Source organism: Armatimonadota bacterium, from assembly GCA_031459715.1.
In the GTDB taxonomy this organism is placed as follows: Bacteria; Sysuimicrobiota; Sysuimicrobiia; order Sysuimicrobiales; family Humicultoraceae; genus Humicultor; species Humicultor tengchongensis.
Genome location: JAVKIA010000010.1, coordinates 20,346 through 34,811, shown reverse-complemented (window position 1 = coordinate 34,811; position 14,466 = coordinate 20,346). Strand labels below are relative to the sequence as shown.

The following is a 14,466-nucleotide window of genomic DNA, read 5'->3' as shown; positions in this document are numbered from 1 at the left end:
TCTGCCGTGGGCGCCGCGCAGGAAGCGGGCCTCTCCGGGATTCGCCGGCGGCGGACTCCCCCAGGGACCTACGGCAGCTCCGCCTCCTCCACCAGCATGACCGGGATGCCGTCCCGGATGGGGTAGCGGCGCCCGCAGTGTGTGCAGACAATGCGGTCGCCGTGCAGTTCCACCGGGGCCTTGTCCACGGGACAGGCCAGGATGCGCAGTAGTTCCGGGTCGATGCCAGGTGCTTCCCCGCTCATTCCACCGTCACGCTCTTGGCCAGGTTGCGCGGCTGGTCAATGTCGTGGCCGCGCTCCCGGGCCACGTAATAGGCGAAGAGCTGTAGCGGCGGGATGGCCACCAGCGGCGCCAGAAGATCGGCCACCCGCGGGATCCGGATGACGTGGTCCGCGTGGCGGGCGATCTGTGCGTCGTCATCGTAGGCCACCGCCACCACCTCCGCTCCGCGCGCCTTCACCTCCTGGATATTCGACACCGTCTTGTCGTAGACATGGCTCTGAGTCACCAGGGCGAAGACCGGGACCCCCGGGACCACCAGCGCCAGGGTGCCGTGCTTCAGCTCGCCGGCGGCCAGGGCCTCGGAGTGCACGTAGGAGATCTCCTTCAGCTTCAGAGAGCCTTCCATGGCCACGGCGTAGTCCAGCCCCCGGCCGATGAAGAAGAGGTGCTCCACATGGCGGTAGCGCTGCGCCAGGGCGGCCACCTGCTCCTCCAGGGCCAGGGCGGCCTGTACTTTGCCGGGGAGCGCGCGCAGCCCCTGAAGCAGCTCCTCCAGCACTGTGGGGTCGGCACTGCCGCGGCGCTGCGCCAGGTCCACGGCCAGCATCACCTGCGCCGCCAGCATGGTCAGGTAGGCCTTGGAGCTGGCCACGGCGATCTCCGGCCCGGCGCGGGTGTAGAGCAGGTCGTCCGCCTCCCGGGCCAGGGTGCTGCCCACCACGTTGGTCACCGCCAGCAGGCGGGAGCCGCGGCGCCTGGCCTCACGTGCCGCCGCCAGGGTGTCCGCCGTCTCCCCCGACTGGCTGATGGCGATGGACCACGTCGTCCCCGCCACCAGAGGGTTGCGGTAGCGAAACTCACTGGCCAGGTCCACCTCCACGGGCAGACGCGCCAGGTGCTCAATCAGCCAGCGGCCGACCAGAGCGGCGTGGTAGGCGGTCCCGCAGGCGATCATCCAGATCTTCTGCAGCGACGAGAGGAACTCCGCCGGCGCCTGGATCCCTTCCAGCTCTACCCGTCCTGCGGCGTCCAGCCGCCCCATGATGGTATCCGCCAGGGCGCGCGGCTGCTCGTGGATCTCCTTGAGCATGAAGTGGGGGTAGCCACCCTTCTCCGCCATCTCCGCATCCCAGGTGATGTGGAGGACCGGCCGGAAGCGAGGACGGCCCTCCAGGTCGGTGATCTCCACCTGCTCCGGCGTCAGCACGGCCATCTCGCCGTCCTCGATGACCATCACCTCGCGGGTGTAGGGCAGCAGAGCCGGCACATCGGAGGCGAGCATGGTCTCACCGCGGCCCCGCCCCACGATCAGGGGGCTGACCTGGCGCACGGCGACGATGCGGTCAGGGTGAGCCCGGGCCAGCACCACGATGGCGTATGCCCCGGTGGTCTGGCGGATCGCCTGGCGCACCGCCTCCTGCAGGCGTTGCCCCGTCTGCGGCAGGCCCGCGTAGGCCTCCTCGATGAGGTGAGCGACGACCTCGGTGTCCGTGTCCGAGCGGAAGTGGTGCCCCCGCCGTTGCAGCCCTTCCCGCAGGGTGAGGAAGTTCTCGATGATCCCGTTGTGAATGACCACGATCTGCCCGCTGCAGTCGGTGTGCGGGTGGGCGTTCTCGTCGGTGGGAACGCCGTGGGTGGCCCAGCGGGTGTGCCCGATCCCCACCTGCCCCCGCGCCGGGGCGCGCGCGGTGAGCTCGGCCAGGCGGCTCAGCTTCCCGGCGGTCTTACGCACCACGATCTGACCGTCCTGCAGCACCGCCACCCCCGCGGAGTCGTAGCCGCGGTACTCCAGGCGGCGCAACCCGTCTATCAGGATGGGCAGGGCATCACGATGACCGACGTATCCGACGATGCCACACATAGGAACCCTCCGCCTCGCGGGCACCAGGAAAGAATATGCCCTGGGTTGTCGCCATGACGTCCCGGGGGGCGGTTGGGCCGGCGTCACCGCCGGGGTTTGCGCATCCCCTTCCCTCCGGCTCCGTGGCGTGCTGGAGCGGAGGCCGTGCAGGCCCGGACCAGGCCTAGGGTCACCCGCCGAAAGCTCCGAGGTCCCCTCCCTCGTCATCCTCCCCCGCTACCTGCCGTTCGGCAGCAGAACCCCGCTTGCGGTGGTAGCGGAAGAGGATCAGGCGCTGCGGCACGGCTCCGTGTCTTCCGGTGCCGCTCTCACCTCCTCTCACCCTATCATCCAGGCACCACCCACGCACCCTCTCATTTCGCCGTGCTCCCGGGGCGGCTCCTGGTGCCGGGCCGCAGGGCCGGATCAGGCGCCGCCGTCCCTCCGGAACGGATTGTTCGCGAGCGGTAGCGGCGGGCCGCGCGCAGGCGCTCCCGCAGGGCAACCAGGAACAACGGCGGGATCGTCCTGACCACGCTCCAGCGCCACGGCTCACGGGCCGCACGGTAGAGCCACTCCAGGCCCAGGGTCTGCACCCAGCGCGGCGCGCGTCGCGCCCGACCCGCCAGCACGTCCAGAGTGCCCCCTACCCCCATGACCACCGGCACGCCCAGCGCCGGCGCGTGTTGATGCATCCACTGCTCCTGGCGGGGTGCGCCCAGCGCCACCAGGAGGACGTCCGGTCGCGCCCGCGCGATGCGCGCCAGCAGCGCCGCCTCCTCCTCCGGGCGGAAAAAGCCGTGGGCCACCCCGACGCCCTCCAGCCCCGGGTACCGCTGCCGCAACCTCTCCAGCGCGGCTTCGGCCACCCCCGGGGCGGCGCCCAGGAGGAAGACCCGGCCGCATCGCGCGGCCACCGCGGCGCACAGCGCCTCCGCCAGGTCCACCCCTGGGAGGCGACGGTGCAGGGGGACGCCCAGGATGCGCGCCGCCAGCACGACGCCCACGCCGTCGGGGATGACCAGAGTGGCGGCGCAGACCGCTTCGCGGAGCTGGCGGTCTCGTAGCGCCCGTACCAGCAGCGCCCCGTTCAGCGAGATCACGGTCGCCGGCCGTCGGCGGACCACGGCCTCCTCCAGAAACGCCACCGCTTCGGGCAGCGAGATGGGGTGTACCGGCACCCCCAGCAGGTCCACGACCGGCAGGCCCGCAGGGGGCAGCGCGCGCTCCTCACGCGCCATAGCTCTCCCCTCCGGCCGGATCACCGTGTCGCCGGGCGATCACCTGCGCCACCGCCCCGGCTATCTCATCGGCCTCCGCCGCCTCTTCCGCCTCGACCATTACCCGCACCAGCGGCTCCGTCCCGCTGGGTCGCACCAGGATGCGCCCCCGCTGGCCCAGGCGCCCCTCAGCCGCATCCAGGGCAGCGCGCACCTCTTCGTCCTCGGACCAGGCGCTGCGGTCGGCCACGCGGACGTTGCGCAGGACCTGCGGGTAGCGGGTGAACCCGGCGCCAAGCGCGGACAGCGGTTGCCCGCTCTCCCGTATGATGTGCGCCAGGTGCAGGGCGGTGACCAGGCCGTCGCCGGTGGTGGCCCTCTCCAGGAAGATAACGTGCCCGCTTTGCTCACCGCCCAGCGCCGCTCCCAGCTGGCGCATTCGTTCCAGGACGTAACGGTCGCCCACCTGCGTCCGTTCCAGGCGGATGCCCTCGCCGGCCAGGTACCGCTCCAGGCCCAGGTTGCTCATCACCGTGGCCACCACCACGCCACCCGGCAGCGCCCCCCGCGCGGCCAGGTAGCTGGCGCAAATGGCCATTATGGCATCGCCGTCCACCACCTCCCCGCGTTCGTCTACGGCGATGACGCGGTCGGCGTCCCCGTCGTGGGCAAAGCCCACCTGTGCACCGGAGGAGACCACCGCCTGCTGCAACAGCTCCGGGTGGGTGGAGCCGCAACCCACGTTGATCCTCCCCCCGTCGGCTTCTGCATGCAGGGCCACCACCTCCGCCCCCAGCGCCCGCCACAGCCGCGGCGCCACGCGGTAGGCGGCCCCAAAGGCGCAGTCCACGACCACGCGCAGCCCTCCCGGCGGCCGCAGCCCCAGGCCCAGCAGGTACTCCAGGTAGAGGTCCTCCGCCTGCGGCAGATCGCGGGCGCCTCCCACCCCTCTCCCCCAGGGCGCCGGCTCCTCCCGTCCCATGGCCGCCTCGATACGCTCCTCTACCTCGTCGGGGAACTTGAAGCCGTCCGGACCGAAGAGCTTGATGCCGTTGTCCTCGATGGGGTTGTGTGAGGCGGACAGGACGATACCCCCGGGACGGCCCAGGTGGCGCGTGAGGAAGGCCACCGCCGGGGTGGGGAGGATCCCGCCGCGCTCCACGTCGCCGCCCCCGGCGCAGATCCCTGCGGCGATGGCCGCCTCCAGCATCGGCCCGGAGAGGCGCGTGTCCCGTCCCAGCAGGTAGGCGCCGCGCCCCAGGGTGGCCACCAGGGCGCGGCCGACGCGCAGGGCCAGTTCCGCCGTGAGGTCGCGGTTGGCCACCCCACGAATGCCGTCGGTGCCAAACAGCCGCCCGGGGCGGCTACCAGCACTCACGGGGCGTGGCGACGCACCGTCACCAGGATCTCCGGCGGCTGGAGCGCGACCACGCGCACACCCGAGGGCACCTGCACCTGCGGTCGCACCCGGTAGGCGCCGGGGGCCATGGCTGCCGCGTCCACGACCACCCGCAGGTCCGAGGGGCGTAGCGAGGCGGCCAGTTCCGGAGGCCCCTCCACCTCCACCGTGACCGCTGTCGGCTCTACCATGGCGCGCAGGTCTTCGGGGAGGCGTTGCAGCTGCACCGGCATCTCCCGCACCAGGGAGCGCAGCGTGGCCGGGCCGATGCGCACGCTGACGGCGACGGCACCGATGGAGCGGATCTGTGGAGGCAGACGCAGCTCCACGGTGCGGGTGACATCGCTGCGCGCGTTCTGAATGGTGACCGCGGCGGTGGAGACCCGGTCCAGCCCCTGCAGCACGTCCAGGGGCCCGGCCAGCGTGACCACGGGCGGCCGCACTTCCACGGCGCGCACGGCGAAGCCCTCAGCCGGAGCGCCGACCAGCGTGGGCACCACCGCCACCGTGCGCAGCACCGCCCCCGGGCGCTCGGGGAAGATGACCTGGCGCGGCCCCTCCCGCACGGAAAACCACAGGGCGGTGGCGATGGCCAGGGAGAGCAGGAAGAGCAACCACCGCTCGCCGATGACCGCGTTCAGCCGCCGCATGGTCTAGCGTCCTTCGGCTGCCCGGCGCCACGGCCACCAGGGCAACGGCCTGCCCGGATGGGGGCCGACCAGGCCGAGCAGGTAGACCTTCAGTTCCTCCTCCGAGAGCCCGCGGCGCAGCTCCCCCTCCCTGGCCACTGATATGGCGCCGGTCTCCCCCGAGACCACCACGGCCACGGCGTCGCTCTGCTCGCTGATCCCCAGGGCGGCGCGGTGCCGCGTCCCCAGCGTCTTGCTCAGCGCGGGGTTCTCGGAAAGCGGCAGCAGGCAGGCCGCCGCCAGCACCCGGTTCCCCCGGATGATCACTGCCCCGTCGTGCAGCGGGGTGTGGGGGTAGAAGATGGTCAGCAGCAGGGGGACGGTGACGGCGGCGTCCACGCGGATCCCTGTCTCCACCACGTCGGTCAGGCCGGTGTTGCGCTCCAGGACCATCAGGGCGCCCGTGCGGCGGATGGCCAGCACGCGCGCCGCCCGGGCCACATCGCTGACCAGGCGGATGGCCTCCTCCCGCCCCAGGGGGGTGCCGAAGGCGGTGCTGAGCACTCCGCCCCGCCCCAGCTGCTCCAGCATCCGCCGCAGCTCGGGCTGGAACAGGATGAGGAAGGCGATGGGTATGACGATGCCCACGTAGGAGAGCAGCCAGTTCAGGGTGACCAGCCCCAGCACGCGGCTGACGGCGTAGAGGACGAAGAGGACTACCAGCCCCATGACCAGCTGCACCGCCCGGGTGCCCCGGATGAGCAGGAGCAACTGGTAGACCAGGACGGTCACCAGCAGGATGTCCAGCAGGTCCAGGAGGCGGGGCATGGACCCTCTCTCCCTCTACAGTATCATCGCCAGCAGCGCCTTCTGCGCGTGCAGCCGGTTCTCCGCCTGGTCGAAGACAATGGCCTGCGGTCCGTCCAGCACCTCGGCGGTGATCTCCTCCCCGCGGTGTGCCGGCAGGCAGTGCATCACCACCGCCTCGGGACGCGCCAGCCGCAGCAGCGCTGCGTTCACCTGATAGGGGCGGAAGAGCTGCAGCCGCTGGGCGCGCTCATGCTCCTGACCCATGCTGGCCCAGACGTCGGTGTAGATCACGTCCACCCCCCGCACCGCCTCTTCGGGGTCCATGGTCAGGGTGATGGTCGCCCCGCTGCTGCGGGCCTGCGCCTGGGCACGCTGCAGGATGGCGGGATCAGGAGCGTGCCCCGGCGGGGTGGCCACGCGCACGGTCAGCCCCACCTTGGCTGCGCCCAGCAGGAGCGAATGGCAGACGTTGTTGCCGTCCCCCACCCAGGCCAGCGTGATTTCCTTGAACCCTCCGAAGCGCTCGTAGAGGGTAAGCAGATCTGCCAGCGTCTGGCAGGGGTGCTCCCGGTCGGAGAGGCCGTTGATCACCGGGATGCGCGCATGCTCCGCCAGCTCTACCACCGTCTGGTGGGAGAAGGTGCGGGCCATGATCACGTCCACCCACCGCTCCAGGTTGCGTGCGGCGTCAGGAACCGTCTCCCGCACACCGAGCTGGACGTCCTGGGGGGCCAGGTAGATGGACGCCCCGCCCAGCTGGTACATGGCCACCTCGAAGGTCACCCGGGTGCGCAGCGACGGTTTCTCAAAGATCATGGCCAGCATGCGGCCGGTCAGGGGCTGGGGACGGTCGGCCCGCTCCCAGCGGCGCTTCAGGTCGCGGGCGAAGTCCAGCACCGCCCACAGCTCCTCCGCGCTCAGGTCGTCCATGGAGACCAGGTCGCGTCCGCGCAGATCCATCATCTCCCCCGCCTCCCCTCGCTCCCCGGCACCCCGGCCAGCCACTGCTCCACCAGCTGCGCCAGGGTGGGTGAGCCCCGTTCCTCCAGCTCGTAGGTCACCTGCACGATGGGCTTGTCCAGGCGGACTACCCGCCGCAGGTCCACCGGCGTCCCGCTGACCACCACCTCCGCCTCCGCCTGCTGTAGCGTGGCCTCCAGCTCGGCGATCTGCTCCCTCCCGTAGCCCATGGCCGGGAGGACCCGGTCCAGGTGGGGGTAGGCTCGGTACACCTCGCGGATCGAGCCCCGGGCATAAGGGCGCGGGTCAATCACCCGCGCCCCGTACCGCTGTGCCGCCAGCAGGCCGGCCCCGTAGGGCATCTCCCCGTGGGTCACGGTGGGCCCGTCCTCCACCACCACCGCGGTGCGCCCGGTCAGCGCCTCCGGATGGGTGACGGTGATGGGCGAGGCCGCCTCCACCACCACCGCCCGGGGGTTGACTGCGGCCACGTTGCGCCGCACCGCCGCCACATTCTCCGGGGACGCGGTGTCGACCTTGTTGATCACCACCACGTCCGCCAGGCGCAGGTTGGTCTCGCCGGGGTGGTAGCGGAGCTCGTGCCCGGCGCGGTGCGGATCGGCCACGACGATGAAGAAGTCGGGGCGGATAAAAGGGAAGTCGTTGTTGCCCCCGTCCCAGAGGATGACCTCGGCCTCCGCCGCCGCCTGGCGCACTACCTGGGCGTAGTCCACGCCGGCGTAGACCACCGTCCCGGCGGCCAGATGGGGTTCATACTCCTCCCGCTCCTCGATGGTCAGCGCGCCCCGGTCCAGGTCCTCCGGAGTGGCGAAGCGCTGCACCCGCTGCCGCAGCAGGTCCCCGTAGGCCATGGGGTGGCGAATGACTACAACCCGCCGGCCCGCCGCCCGCAGGATGGCCGCCACCCGCCGGGCGGTCTGGCTCTTCCCGCTACCGGTGCGCACCGCCCCCACGGCGATCACCGGGACGGGTGAGCGGAGCATGGTCTCCTCCGGTCCCAGGATGCGGAAACCGGCCCCCGCGGCCAGGGCCTGCGAGGCCAGGTGCATGACGTGCTCGTGGGAGACGTCGCTGTAGGCGAAGACCACCTGGTCCACGCGCTGGCGGCGGATCAGGTCGGTCAGCTCCTTCTCAGCGACGATGGGAATCCCGCTGGGATAGCGGGGCCCGGCCAGGGCTGGAGGGTAGACCCGCCCTTCAATGGCAGGGATCTGGGCGGCGGTGAAGGCCACCACCTCGTACTCCGGCCGCTCCCGGAAGTACACGTTGAAGTTGTGGAAGTCCCGCCCTCCCGCGCCGAGAATGACCACCCGCACCGTCACGGCCCGTCCTCCGCCCAGACCCCCACCGCCCCACGGCCGACGGCGGCTACCGGCCTCCCCTTCCGCCGGCAGGATCCGCCGCAGGATCCCTCACCAGATCGCCATAAGACCCGCCACAAGCAAAGGAGGGTGGACCGAGGTCCACCCTCCTGCGGGAAGACCCCGCCACCAGCTACCGCTTGCTGTACTGGAAGCCCTTCCGGGCGCGCTTCCGCCCGTACTTCTTCCGTTCCTTCATCCGGGGGTCGCGGGTGAGCAGCCCCTCGCCGCGCAGCACCGGCCGCAGTCCCTCGTCCACCCGCAGCAGCGCCCGGGCCAGAGCGTGCCGCGCCGCCTCCGCCTGCCCGCGCACCCCGCCTCCATCCACGTGGATGGAGACGTCGAATCGTCCCTCCGCTCCGGCCAGGACCAGCGGCCGGCGCACGGCAGCGCGCAGGGCGGCTGTGGGAAAGTAGGCGTCCACCTCTCGCTCGTTCACCAGGATCCGCCCGCTGCCCGGCCGCAACCACACCCGGGCGCGAGCCTCCTTGCGGCTTCCCGAGGCGTGGGCCAGCGGTTGAGCCATCACCATTGTCACAGTCTCGTCCTCCCCCTTTTGGCTACCGGCCCGGCCCCACCTCCTGCGGCCGCTGCGCGGCGTGCGGGTGAGTAGGTCCCGGGTAGATCTTCAGCTTGCGCAGCAGCCGCCGGCCCAGGGCGCTCTTGGGCAGCATCCCCCGCACCGCCTCCCGGATCACCCACTCCAGGTGGGTACGCAGCAGCCGCTCGTAAGGGACGGCGCGCAACCCTCCGGGATAGCCGGAGTGGCGATATAGCCGCTTTTGCTGCAGCTTCTTCCCGGTCAGCCGTACCTTGGCCGCGTTGATCACCACGACGAAGTCGCCGCAGTCCTGGTGCGGCGAAAATGTCGGCCGGTCCTTGCCCCGCAGGGCCGTCGCCACCTGGGTGGCCAGCCGGCCGAGGACACGCCCCTCGGCGTCCACCAGCCGCCAGCGGCGACCCTCATCCGGTGACCGTGCTCCTGACGCCATCCGGCAATACCACCTTCCCCTGTGGGGATGCAGCAGACCGAGCGCCATTGTACGGGCTGCCCGGGGATGCGTCAAGGAAACCTCGACCGCCGCGAGTGCCGCCTAGGGTTACCGGCCCCCCGCCCCCAGCAGCCGGGAGAGGTCGCGCGGGTTGGCCGTGAGCACGGCCGCGACCCCCAGCACTGCCGCCAGGGCGATGAGGAAGGTGGAGAGTGCGGCGATCACCGGATCCTGGTGGCGCTGCACGTAGTAGAACATGGCCACTGGCAGCGTCACGTTGTCCGTCTTCACCAGGAAGAGTGAAGTCTCCACCTGGTCCCAGGAGATGATGAAGGCGAAGAAGCCGCTCACCCACAGGCCCGTACGGATCTGGGGCAGCGACACCTTGAAGAAGGTCTGCAGGGGCGTGGCGCCCAGATCCATGGCCGCCTCCTCCAGGACGCGCTCCGCAGCCACCAGGCTGGCCGAGAGGATGGAGATGACGAAGGGCATGGTGACCATCAGGTGGGCCAGGATCAGGCTGTCCAGCCCCCCGAAGCGCCGCAGGAGGATCATGTAGATCATAATGCCCACGCCGAAGGCGATCCGTGGCACGGTGAGCGGTGCCAGGAAGACCGCCCGGAGGGCCTCCCGGCCGAAGAAACGGTAGCGCACCAGCCCCAGGGCGGCCAGCGTTCCCAGCAGCAGGCTGACGCCTGTCGCCACCGCGGCGACAAGCAGCGAGTTAGCCGCCGCACGCAGCAGGTCGCTCTGGGTGAAGAGCTTGTGGAACCACTGCAGGGAGACGCCAGGAGGGGGGAAGACGGCATAGGAGACGCTGCTGAAGGCGTAGACGAAGACGAAGAGAATCGGCGCCAGCATGAAGAGCAGCACGGTGCCAAGCCACAGGTGCAGTGCCACGACCACGGCATCCGTCCGCGCCTTCACACCCGCTCCACCTCCGCCCGGGCGTAGATGTGACCGACCAGACGGTTGCTCAGCAGGAGGATGGCCACCGCCAGCCCCAGGAGGACAAAGGCCGTCACCGACGCGAACCCCAGGTTCACCGCCTCCATGTCGCGGTAGATCAGGCCGCTCAGCACCTGGACCTTCCCCCCGCCCATGAGGAAAGGGGTGACGAAGGCGCTCACGGTGAGCGTGAAGACAATCTGGGCCCCGGAGACCACTCCGGGGAGGGTCAGGGGAAGGGTGACCCGCCGGAAGGTCTGCCACCGCGTCGCCCCCAGGTCCATGGCCGCCTCCTTCATCTCCGGGCCCAGCTGGCTGATCACGCCCAGGATGGGGAAGACCATAAAGGGCAGGAGGATGTGCACCATGGCGATGACGATCCCGGTGAGGTTGAAGATCAGGGGGAGCGGCTCGGTGATCATCCCTGCGGCCCGCAGGAGGTAGTTCACCGCTCCTTCCCGACCCAGCAACAGCAGCCACCCGTAGGTGCGCACCACCACGCTCACCAGAATGGGCGAGAAGAGGATCAGGTAGGCCCCCAGGAGCAGCGCCGGCCGGCGGATCTTGCTCATGGCATAGGCCGCGGGGTAGCCGATGAGCAGCGCCAGCCCGGTGACCAGCGCGGCCAGGTAGACCGTGGTGCCGACGACCCCCCAGTAGTAGCTGTCGCCGAGGAACTTGCGCCACGCCTCCAGGGTGAGCCGTGGGGTGCCCGAGGCGAGGAAGGGGTAGACGCTCATCACCAGCAGGATGAGCATGGCCAGCCAGAAGACCGCGGCGCTCACCGCCAGCGCCGGCGCCATCAGCCCCAGGTGGGCGTAGCGCGCGCGCAGGCGGCGGGAGAGGTGCGGCACGGGGACGACGGTGCGCGGGGCGGCCAGGGTCATTCTTGCAGCACCACTCCGTGCTGCTGAGCCCACCCCACGGTCACGGTCCCGCCCACCCGCAGGTCGGCCACCTCGTCGTTGTGCAGCTCGGCGGTCAGCACCACGCCCCCAGCGAGCGCCAGACGGCAGCGCACCACCGGACCCATGAACGTCAGGTCCCGGATGATGGCCGGCCACCGGTTGGCACAGGCCGCAGCCGCAACGCCCACCTTGACGTGCTCCGGGCGAACAGCCACCGTCACCGCCGTCCCGCCGGGCGGCGCACTCTGCCCCCGGGCCTGCGCTTGGAAGGGGCCCACGCCGACGATCAGCCCGTCGCCGTTTCGCCCCAGGACGCGCCCTTCCAGCAGGTTGGCCTCCCCGATGAAGGTGGCCACGAAACGGGTGCGCGGCCGGCCGTAGATCTCCTGAGGCACGCCCACCTGCTCCACGCGCCCATCCCGCATCACAGCAATGCGGTCCGACATGGTCAGAGCCTCGCCCTGGTCGTGAGTGACATAGACGAAGGTGGTGCCCACCCGGTGCTGCAATGCTTTCAGCTCCGCCTGCATGGCCAGGCGCAGCTTCAGGTCCAGGCTGCCCAGGGGCTCATCCAGCAACAGCACGGCGGGCTCGTTCACCAAAGCGCGGGCGATGGCCACCCGCTGCTTCTGCCCGCCGGAGAGCTGGTGGATCAGGCGGCGCTCGTAGCCACCCAGGCCCACCAGCTCCAGCACCCGGCGTACCCGCCGGGAGACCTCGGCCGCAGGGACCCGGCGCAGGCGCAGGCCGAAGGCCACGTTCTCGAAGACGTCCAGGTGCGGAAAGAGGGCCAGCTGCTGGAAGACCATGTTGGTGGCACGGCGGTAAGGCGGCAGGTCGGTGACGTCCCGCCCCTGCAGGCGGATCACGCCGCTGGTGGGGAGCTCGAAGCCGCCGATCAGGCGCAGGGTCGTGGTCTTGCCGCACCCCGAGGGGCCCAGCAGGGAGAAGAACTCCCCCCGGGGGATATGCAGGGAGACCCCGTCCACGGCCCGCACGGGGCCGAAGTACTTGGTCACCTCCACCAGCTCGACGTCGACGTCCATGGCTCGGCTAGCGGCGCATCCGGGCCACCACTTCCTTGTCCCACCGCTCCCGCCAGCGGGCCTCATTGGCCGCGATGGTGGCCCAGTCCAGGGTGATGGCCCGGGCGATGGCCTGCGGGTCATACATGGGCAGGGCGCGCAGGCTCGGCGGGGCCACCTGGTGCCTGGTCGCCGGCACGAAGAGGGTCAGGACCGCCCAGCGGGCCAGCCAGCGGTCGGAGAGGATGAGGTTGATCACCTCCTCGGCGATGCGCTTCTGAGTGGGGGTCACACCCTTGACCACCACCAGGAAGAGGGGGAAGGAGATCATCCCCTCCCGGGGTATGACGAACTCCAGCGGCGCCCCCTCGTTCTTCCAGGTGAGGACGTTCCCGCCGAACATGGCCGCCAGGTGCGCGTCCCCCTTCACCACCAGGTCGCGGATTTCCACGTTGCTGTTGGCAAAGGCCACGAACTGATCCGCGTGCTCCGCCCACAGCTTGAAGCCCGGGTCAATGTTCTTCTCGCTGCCACCGTTGAGCCGGGCGGCGATGACCAGGCCGTTGGCGTACCAGGCGTACTTGATGGAGGTGAGCTTGCCCTTGAATCGGGGGTGCCACATGTCCGTCCAGGAAGTGGGCGGCTCCTTGACCAGGCGGGTATTGTACATCAGGCCCACGGGGGCCATGGAGAACCCTATCCCTTTATTCTGCGGGCGGTGGAAGTCCGGCAGGATGTTCTTCATGTTGGGGACGTTCGCCGGGTCGATAGCCTCCCACATGTCGTCCACGTCCCCCTGGTAGGTAAACTGGGTGTTGCTGTAGCCGAAGTGCACCAGGGGCTGGTTCGGAGTGAGCTTACGGGCACTCACCATCTTGGGATAGACTTCAAAATTCTGCCCCTCCATGACGTCGATCTGCACGCCCGGGTGCCCCTTCATGTAGAAGGCGGCCACCTCCCTGGCCACCACGGGCAAATTGAGCCCCGACCAGACGAAGAGCGTCAGGCGTTCCCGTCCCGCGGCCTGCGCTCTGCCCCGGGCCAGGCCCAGGGTGATCCCGCCCACCTGCGCCAGGGCCAGGAGGCCGAAGCCGGCCTCGGCCAGGTGCCGGACGAATTCCCGCCGCGTCAGCTCCGGGGCGGGCGGCGGCATTACTTCCCCCTGCTCCTCTCGACGCCGCTCAGTCACGGTTCCTCACCACCTCCGCTCCCTCAAGGTCTCCGACCATGAATGCGTAGTCGCCCGGGTTGACCCGGGTCAGCCCCGGGCGCAGCAGCAGCAGTACGTTGCGGGCGAAGGGCGCGCGTAGCTCCTCCAGTACCTCGAAGGTGTACGGGCTGCGCACCCGCCCCAGCACCCGTCCTCTTTCCACGACCGCGCCCATCTGCTCAGGTGTCACCTCCGCGTAGAGCAGCCCCCCGTGCTGCGGCCGCAGGGCAACCACCGTGGGGACGATCCACTGCTCCGCGGGACGCTCCGGCCGTCCGTCCACCATCCCCAGGTGGCGCATCACATTGACCACGCCGCGCAGTCCCACCTCCACATAGAGCGGGTCCAGCACGTAACCTCCACCGATCTCGGCCACCACCGCGGCCTTCCCTTCCGCGGCGGCCACGGCGCCCAAGGTCCCCCCGTAGCCGTCCACGGGTCGGACCACGCGTTGCCCGAAGGCCAGCGCCATCTCCAGGTCGCGCAGGCTGATGGTGTAGTCGACGATGGGGTGGGTCCCGCCGGCGTGCAGGTCGATCAGGTGGGTCAGGGGACGGAGAAACTGCTGCACCAGGAGATGCGCCAGGCGCCCCACCAGATCCCCCGCCGCGTCGCCGGGAAAGACCCGGTTCAGGTTGCCCACCTCCACCGCCAGCGGCGTGCCCCGGGAGAGCGCCTCCACCGCCAGCGGGTTGGCCACAGGGAGGCAGCGCGCAACGCCGCGGAAGGGGGTGGTCTCCAGGTAGGCCAGGAAGCGGCGGATAACCTCGATCCCCACGATCTCGTCGCCGTGGATCGCCGCCGAGACGCCCAGCACGGGCCGCTCTCCCTCCCCCCGCACCTCGTAGATCGGAAGACGCAGCACCTGCCCGCTGGCCAGGGTGCTCACCTCAATCCATTCGACCGTGCGCGTCATGG

At 70.5% G+C, this 14,466-nt stretch carries 15 protein-coding genes; all 15 read right to left on the bottom strand.

Annotated elements, in window-relative coordinates:
- Window positions 1-68: 68 nt before the first annotated feature.
- The 15 genes from QN152_05765 to QN152_05695 all read right to left on the bottom strand — a co-directional run bounded on the left by QN152_05765 (window position 69) and on the right by QN152_05695 (window position 14,464).
- Entirely contained in the window at window positions 69-245 is a 177-nt protein-coding gene (locus tag QN152_05765) for a Trm112 family protein (GenBank protein ID MDR7539027.1), read from the bottom strand.
- Window positions 242-2,086 carry a glutamine--fructose-6-phosphate transaminase (isomerizing) gene (gene glmS, locus QN152_05760; protein MDR7539026.1) on the bottom strand — a complete coding sequence of 615 codons (1,845 nt, stop codon included), beginning with the start codon at window positions 2,084-2,086 and terminating at the stop codon, window positions 242-244. The genes QN152_05765 and glmS overlap by 4 nt, the downstream gene beginning before the upstream one ends.
- 353 nt (window positions 2,087-2,439) lie before the next feature.
- Entirely contained in the window at window positions 2,440-3,306 is an 867-nt protein-coding gene (locus tag QN152_05755) for a WecB/TagA/CpsF family glycosyltransferase (GenBank protein MDR7539025.1), read from the bottom strand.
- A complete protein-coding gene (gene glmM, locus QN152_05750; protein ID MDR7539024.1) occupies window positions 3,296-4,663 on the bottom strand; it encodes a phosphoglucosamine mutase in 1,368 nt (455 codons plus the stop codon). Before glmM ends, QN152_05755 begins: the two co-directional genes overlap by 11 nt.
- Window positions 4,660-5,334: a CdaR family protein gene (locus tag QN152_05745; protein ID MDR7539023.1), complete on the bottom strand. Its 675-nt coding sequence runs from the start codon at window positions 5,332-5,334 to the stop codon at window positions 4,660-4,662. The genes glmM and QN152_05745 overlap by 4 nt, the downstream gene beginning before the upstream one ends.
- 3 nt (window positions 5,335-5,337) lie before the next feature.
- Window positions 5,338-6,141, bottom strand: coding sequence for a diadenylate cyclase CdaA (gene cdaA / locus QN152_05740; GenBank protein MDR7539022.1), 804 nt, complete (start codon window positions 6,139-6,141; stop codon window positions 5,338-5,340).
- 15 nt (window positions 6,142-6,156) lie between these two features.
- A complete protein-coding gene (argF, locus tag QN152_05735; GenBank protein ID MDR7539021.1) occupies window positions 6,157-7,086 on the bottom strand; it encodes an ornithine carbamoyltransferase in 930 nt (309 codons plus the stop codon).
- Window positions 7,083-8,426 carry a cyclic 2,3-diphosphoglycerate synthase gene (locus tag QN152_05730; protein MDR7539020.1) on the bottom strand — a complete coding sequence of 448 codons (1,344 nt, stop codon included), beginning with the start codon at window positions 8,424-8,426 and terminating at the stop codon, window positions 7,083-7,085. The genes argF and QN152_05730 overlap by 4 nt, the downstream gene beginning before the upstream one ends.
- A 172-nt stretch (window positions 8,427-8,598) precedes the next feature.
- On the bottom strand, window positions 8,599-8,997 hold the full coding sequence (rpsI, locus tag QN152_05725) for a 30S ribosomal protein S9 (GenBank protein MDR7539019.1): 399 nt from the start codon (window positions 8,995-8,997) through the stop codon (window positions 8,599-8,601).
- Between the two features lie 28 nt (window positions 8,998-9,025).
- Window positions 9,026-9,457 (bottom strand): 50S ribosomal protein L13, encoded by a 432-nt coding sequence (rplM, locus tag QN152_05720; protein MDR7539018.1) that lies wholly within the window; start codon window positions 9,455-9,457, stop codon window positions 9,026-9,028.
- A gap of 108 nt (window positions 9,458-9,565) precedes the next feature.
- The gene (locus QN152_05715) at window positions 9,566-10,384 is read right to left on the bottom strand and encodes an ABC transporter permease (GenBank protein MDR7539017.1); all 819 of its coding nucleotides are present in this window, start codon (window positions 10,382-10,384) and stop codon (window positions 9,566-9,568) included.
- Window positions 10,381-11,292, bottom strand: coding sequence for an ABC transporter permease (locus QN152_05710; protein ID MDR7539016.1), 912 nt, complete (start codon window positions 11,290-11,292; stop codon window positions 10,381-10,383). Before QN152_05710 ends, QN152_05715 begins: the two co-directional genes overlap by 4 nt.
- Window positions 11,289-12,359, bottom strand: coding sequence for an ABC transporter ATP-binding protein (locus QN152_05705; GenBank protein MDR7539015.1), 1,071 nt, complete (start codon window positions 12,357-12,359; stop codon window positions 11,289-11,291). The genes QN152_05710 and QN152_05705 overlap by 4 nt, the downstream gene beginning before the upstream one ends.
- 7 nt (window positions 12,360-12,366) lie before the next feature.
- Complete coding sequence (locus QN152_05700) at window positions 12,367-13,527, bottom strand: extracellular solute-binding protein (protein MDR7539014.1); 1,161 nt, start codon at window positions 13,525-13,527, stop codon at window positions 12,367-12,369.
- Window positions 13,520-14,464 (bottom strand): succinylglutamate desuccinylase/aspartoacylase family protein, encoded by a 945-nt coding sequence (locus QN152_05695; protein ID MDR7539013.1) that lies wholly within the window; start codon window positions 14,462-14,464, stop codon window positions 13,520-13,522. The genes QN152_05700 and QN152_05695 overlap by 8 nt, the downstream gene beginning before the upstream one ends.
- Between the last annotated feature and the right edge of the window lie 2 nt (window positions 14,465-14,466).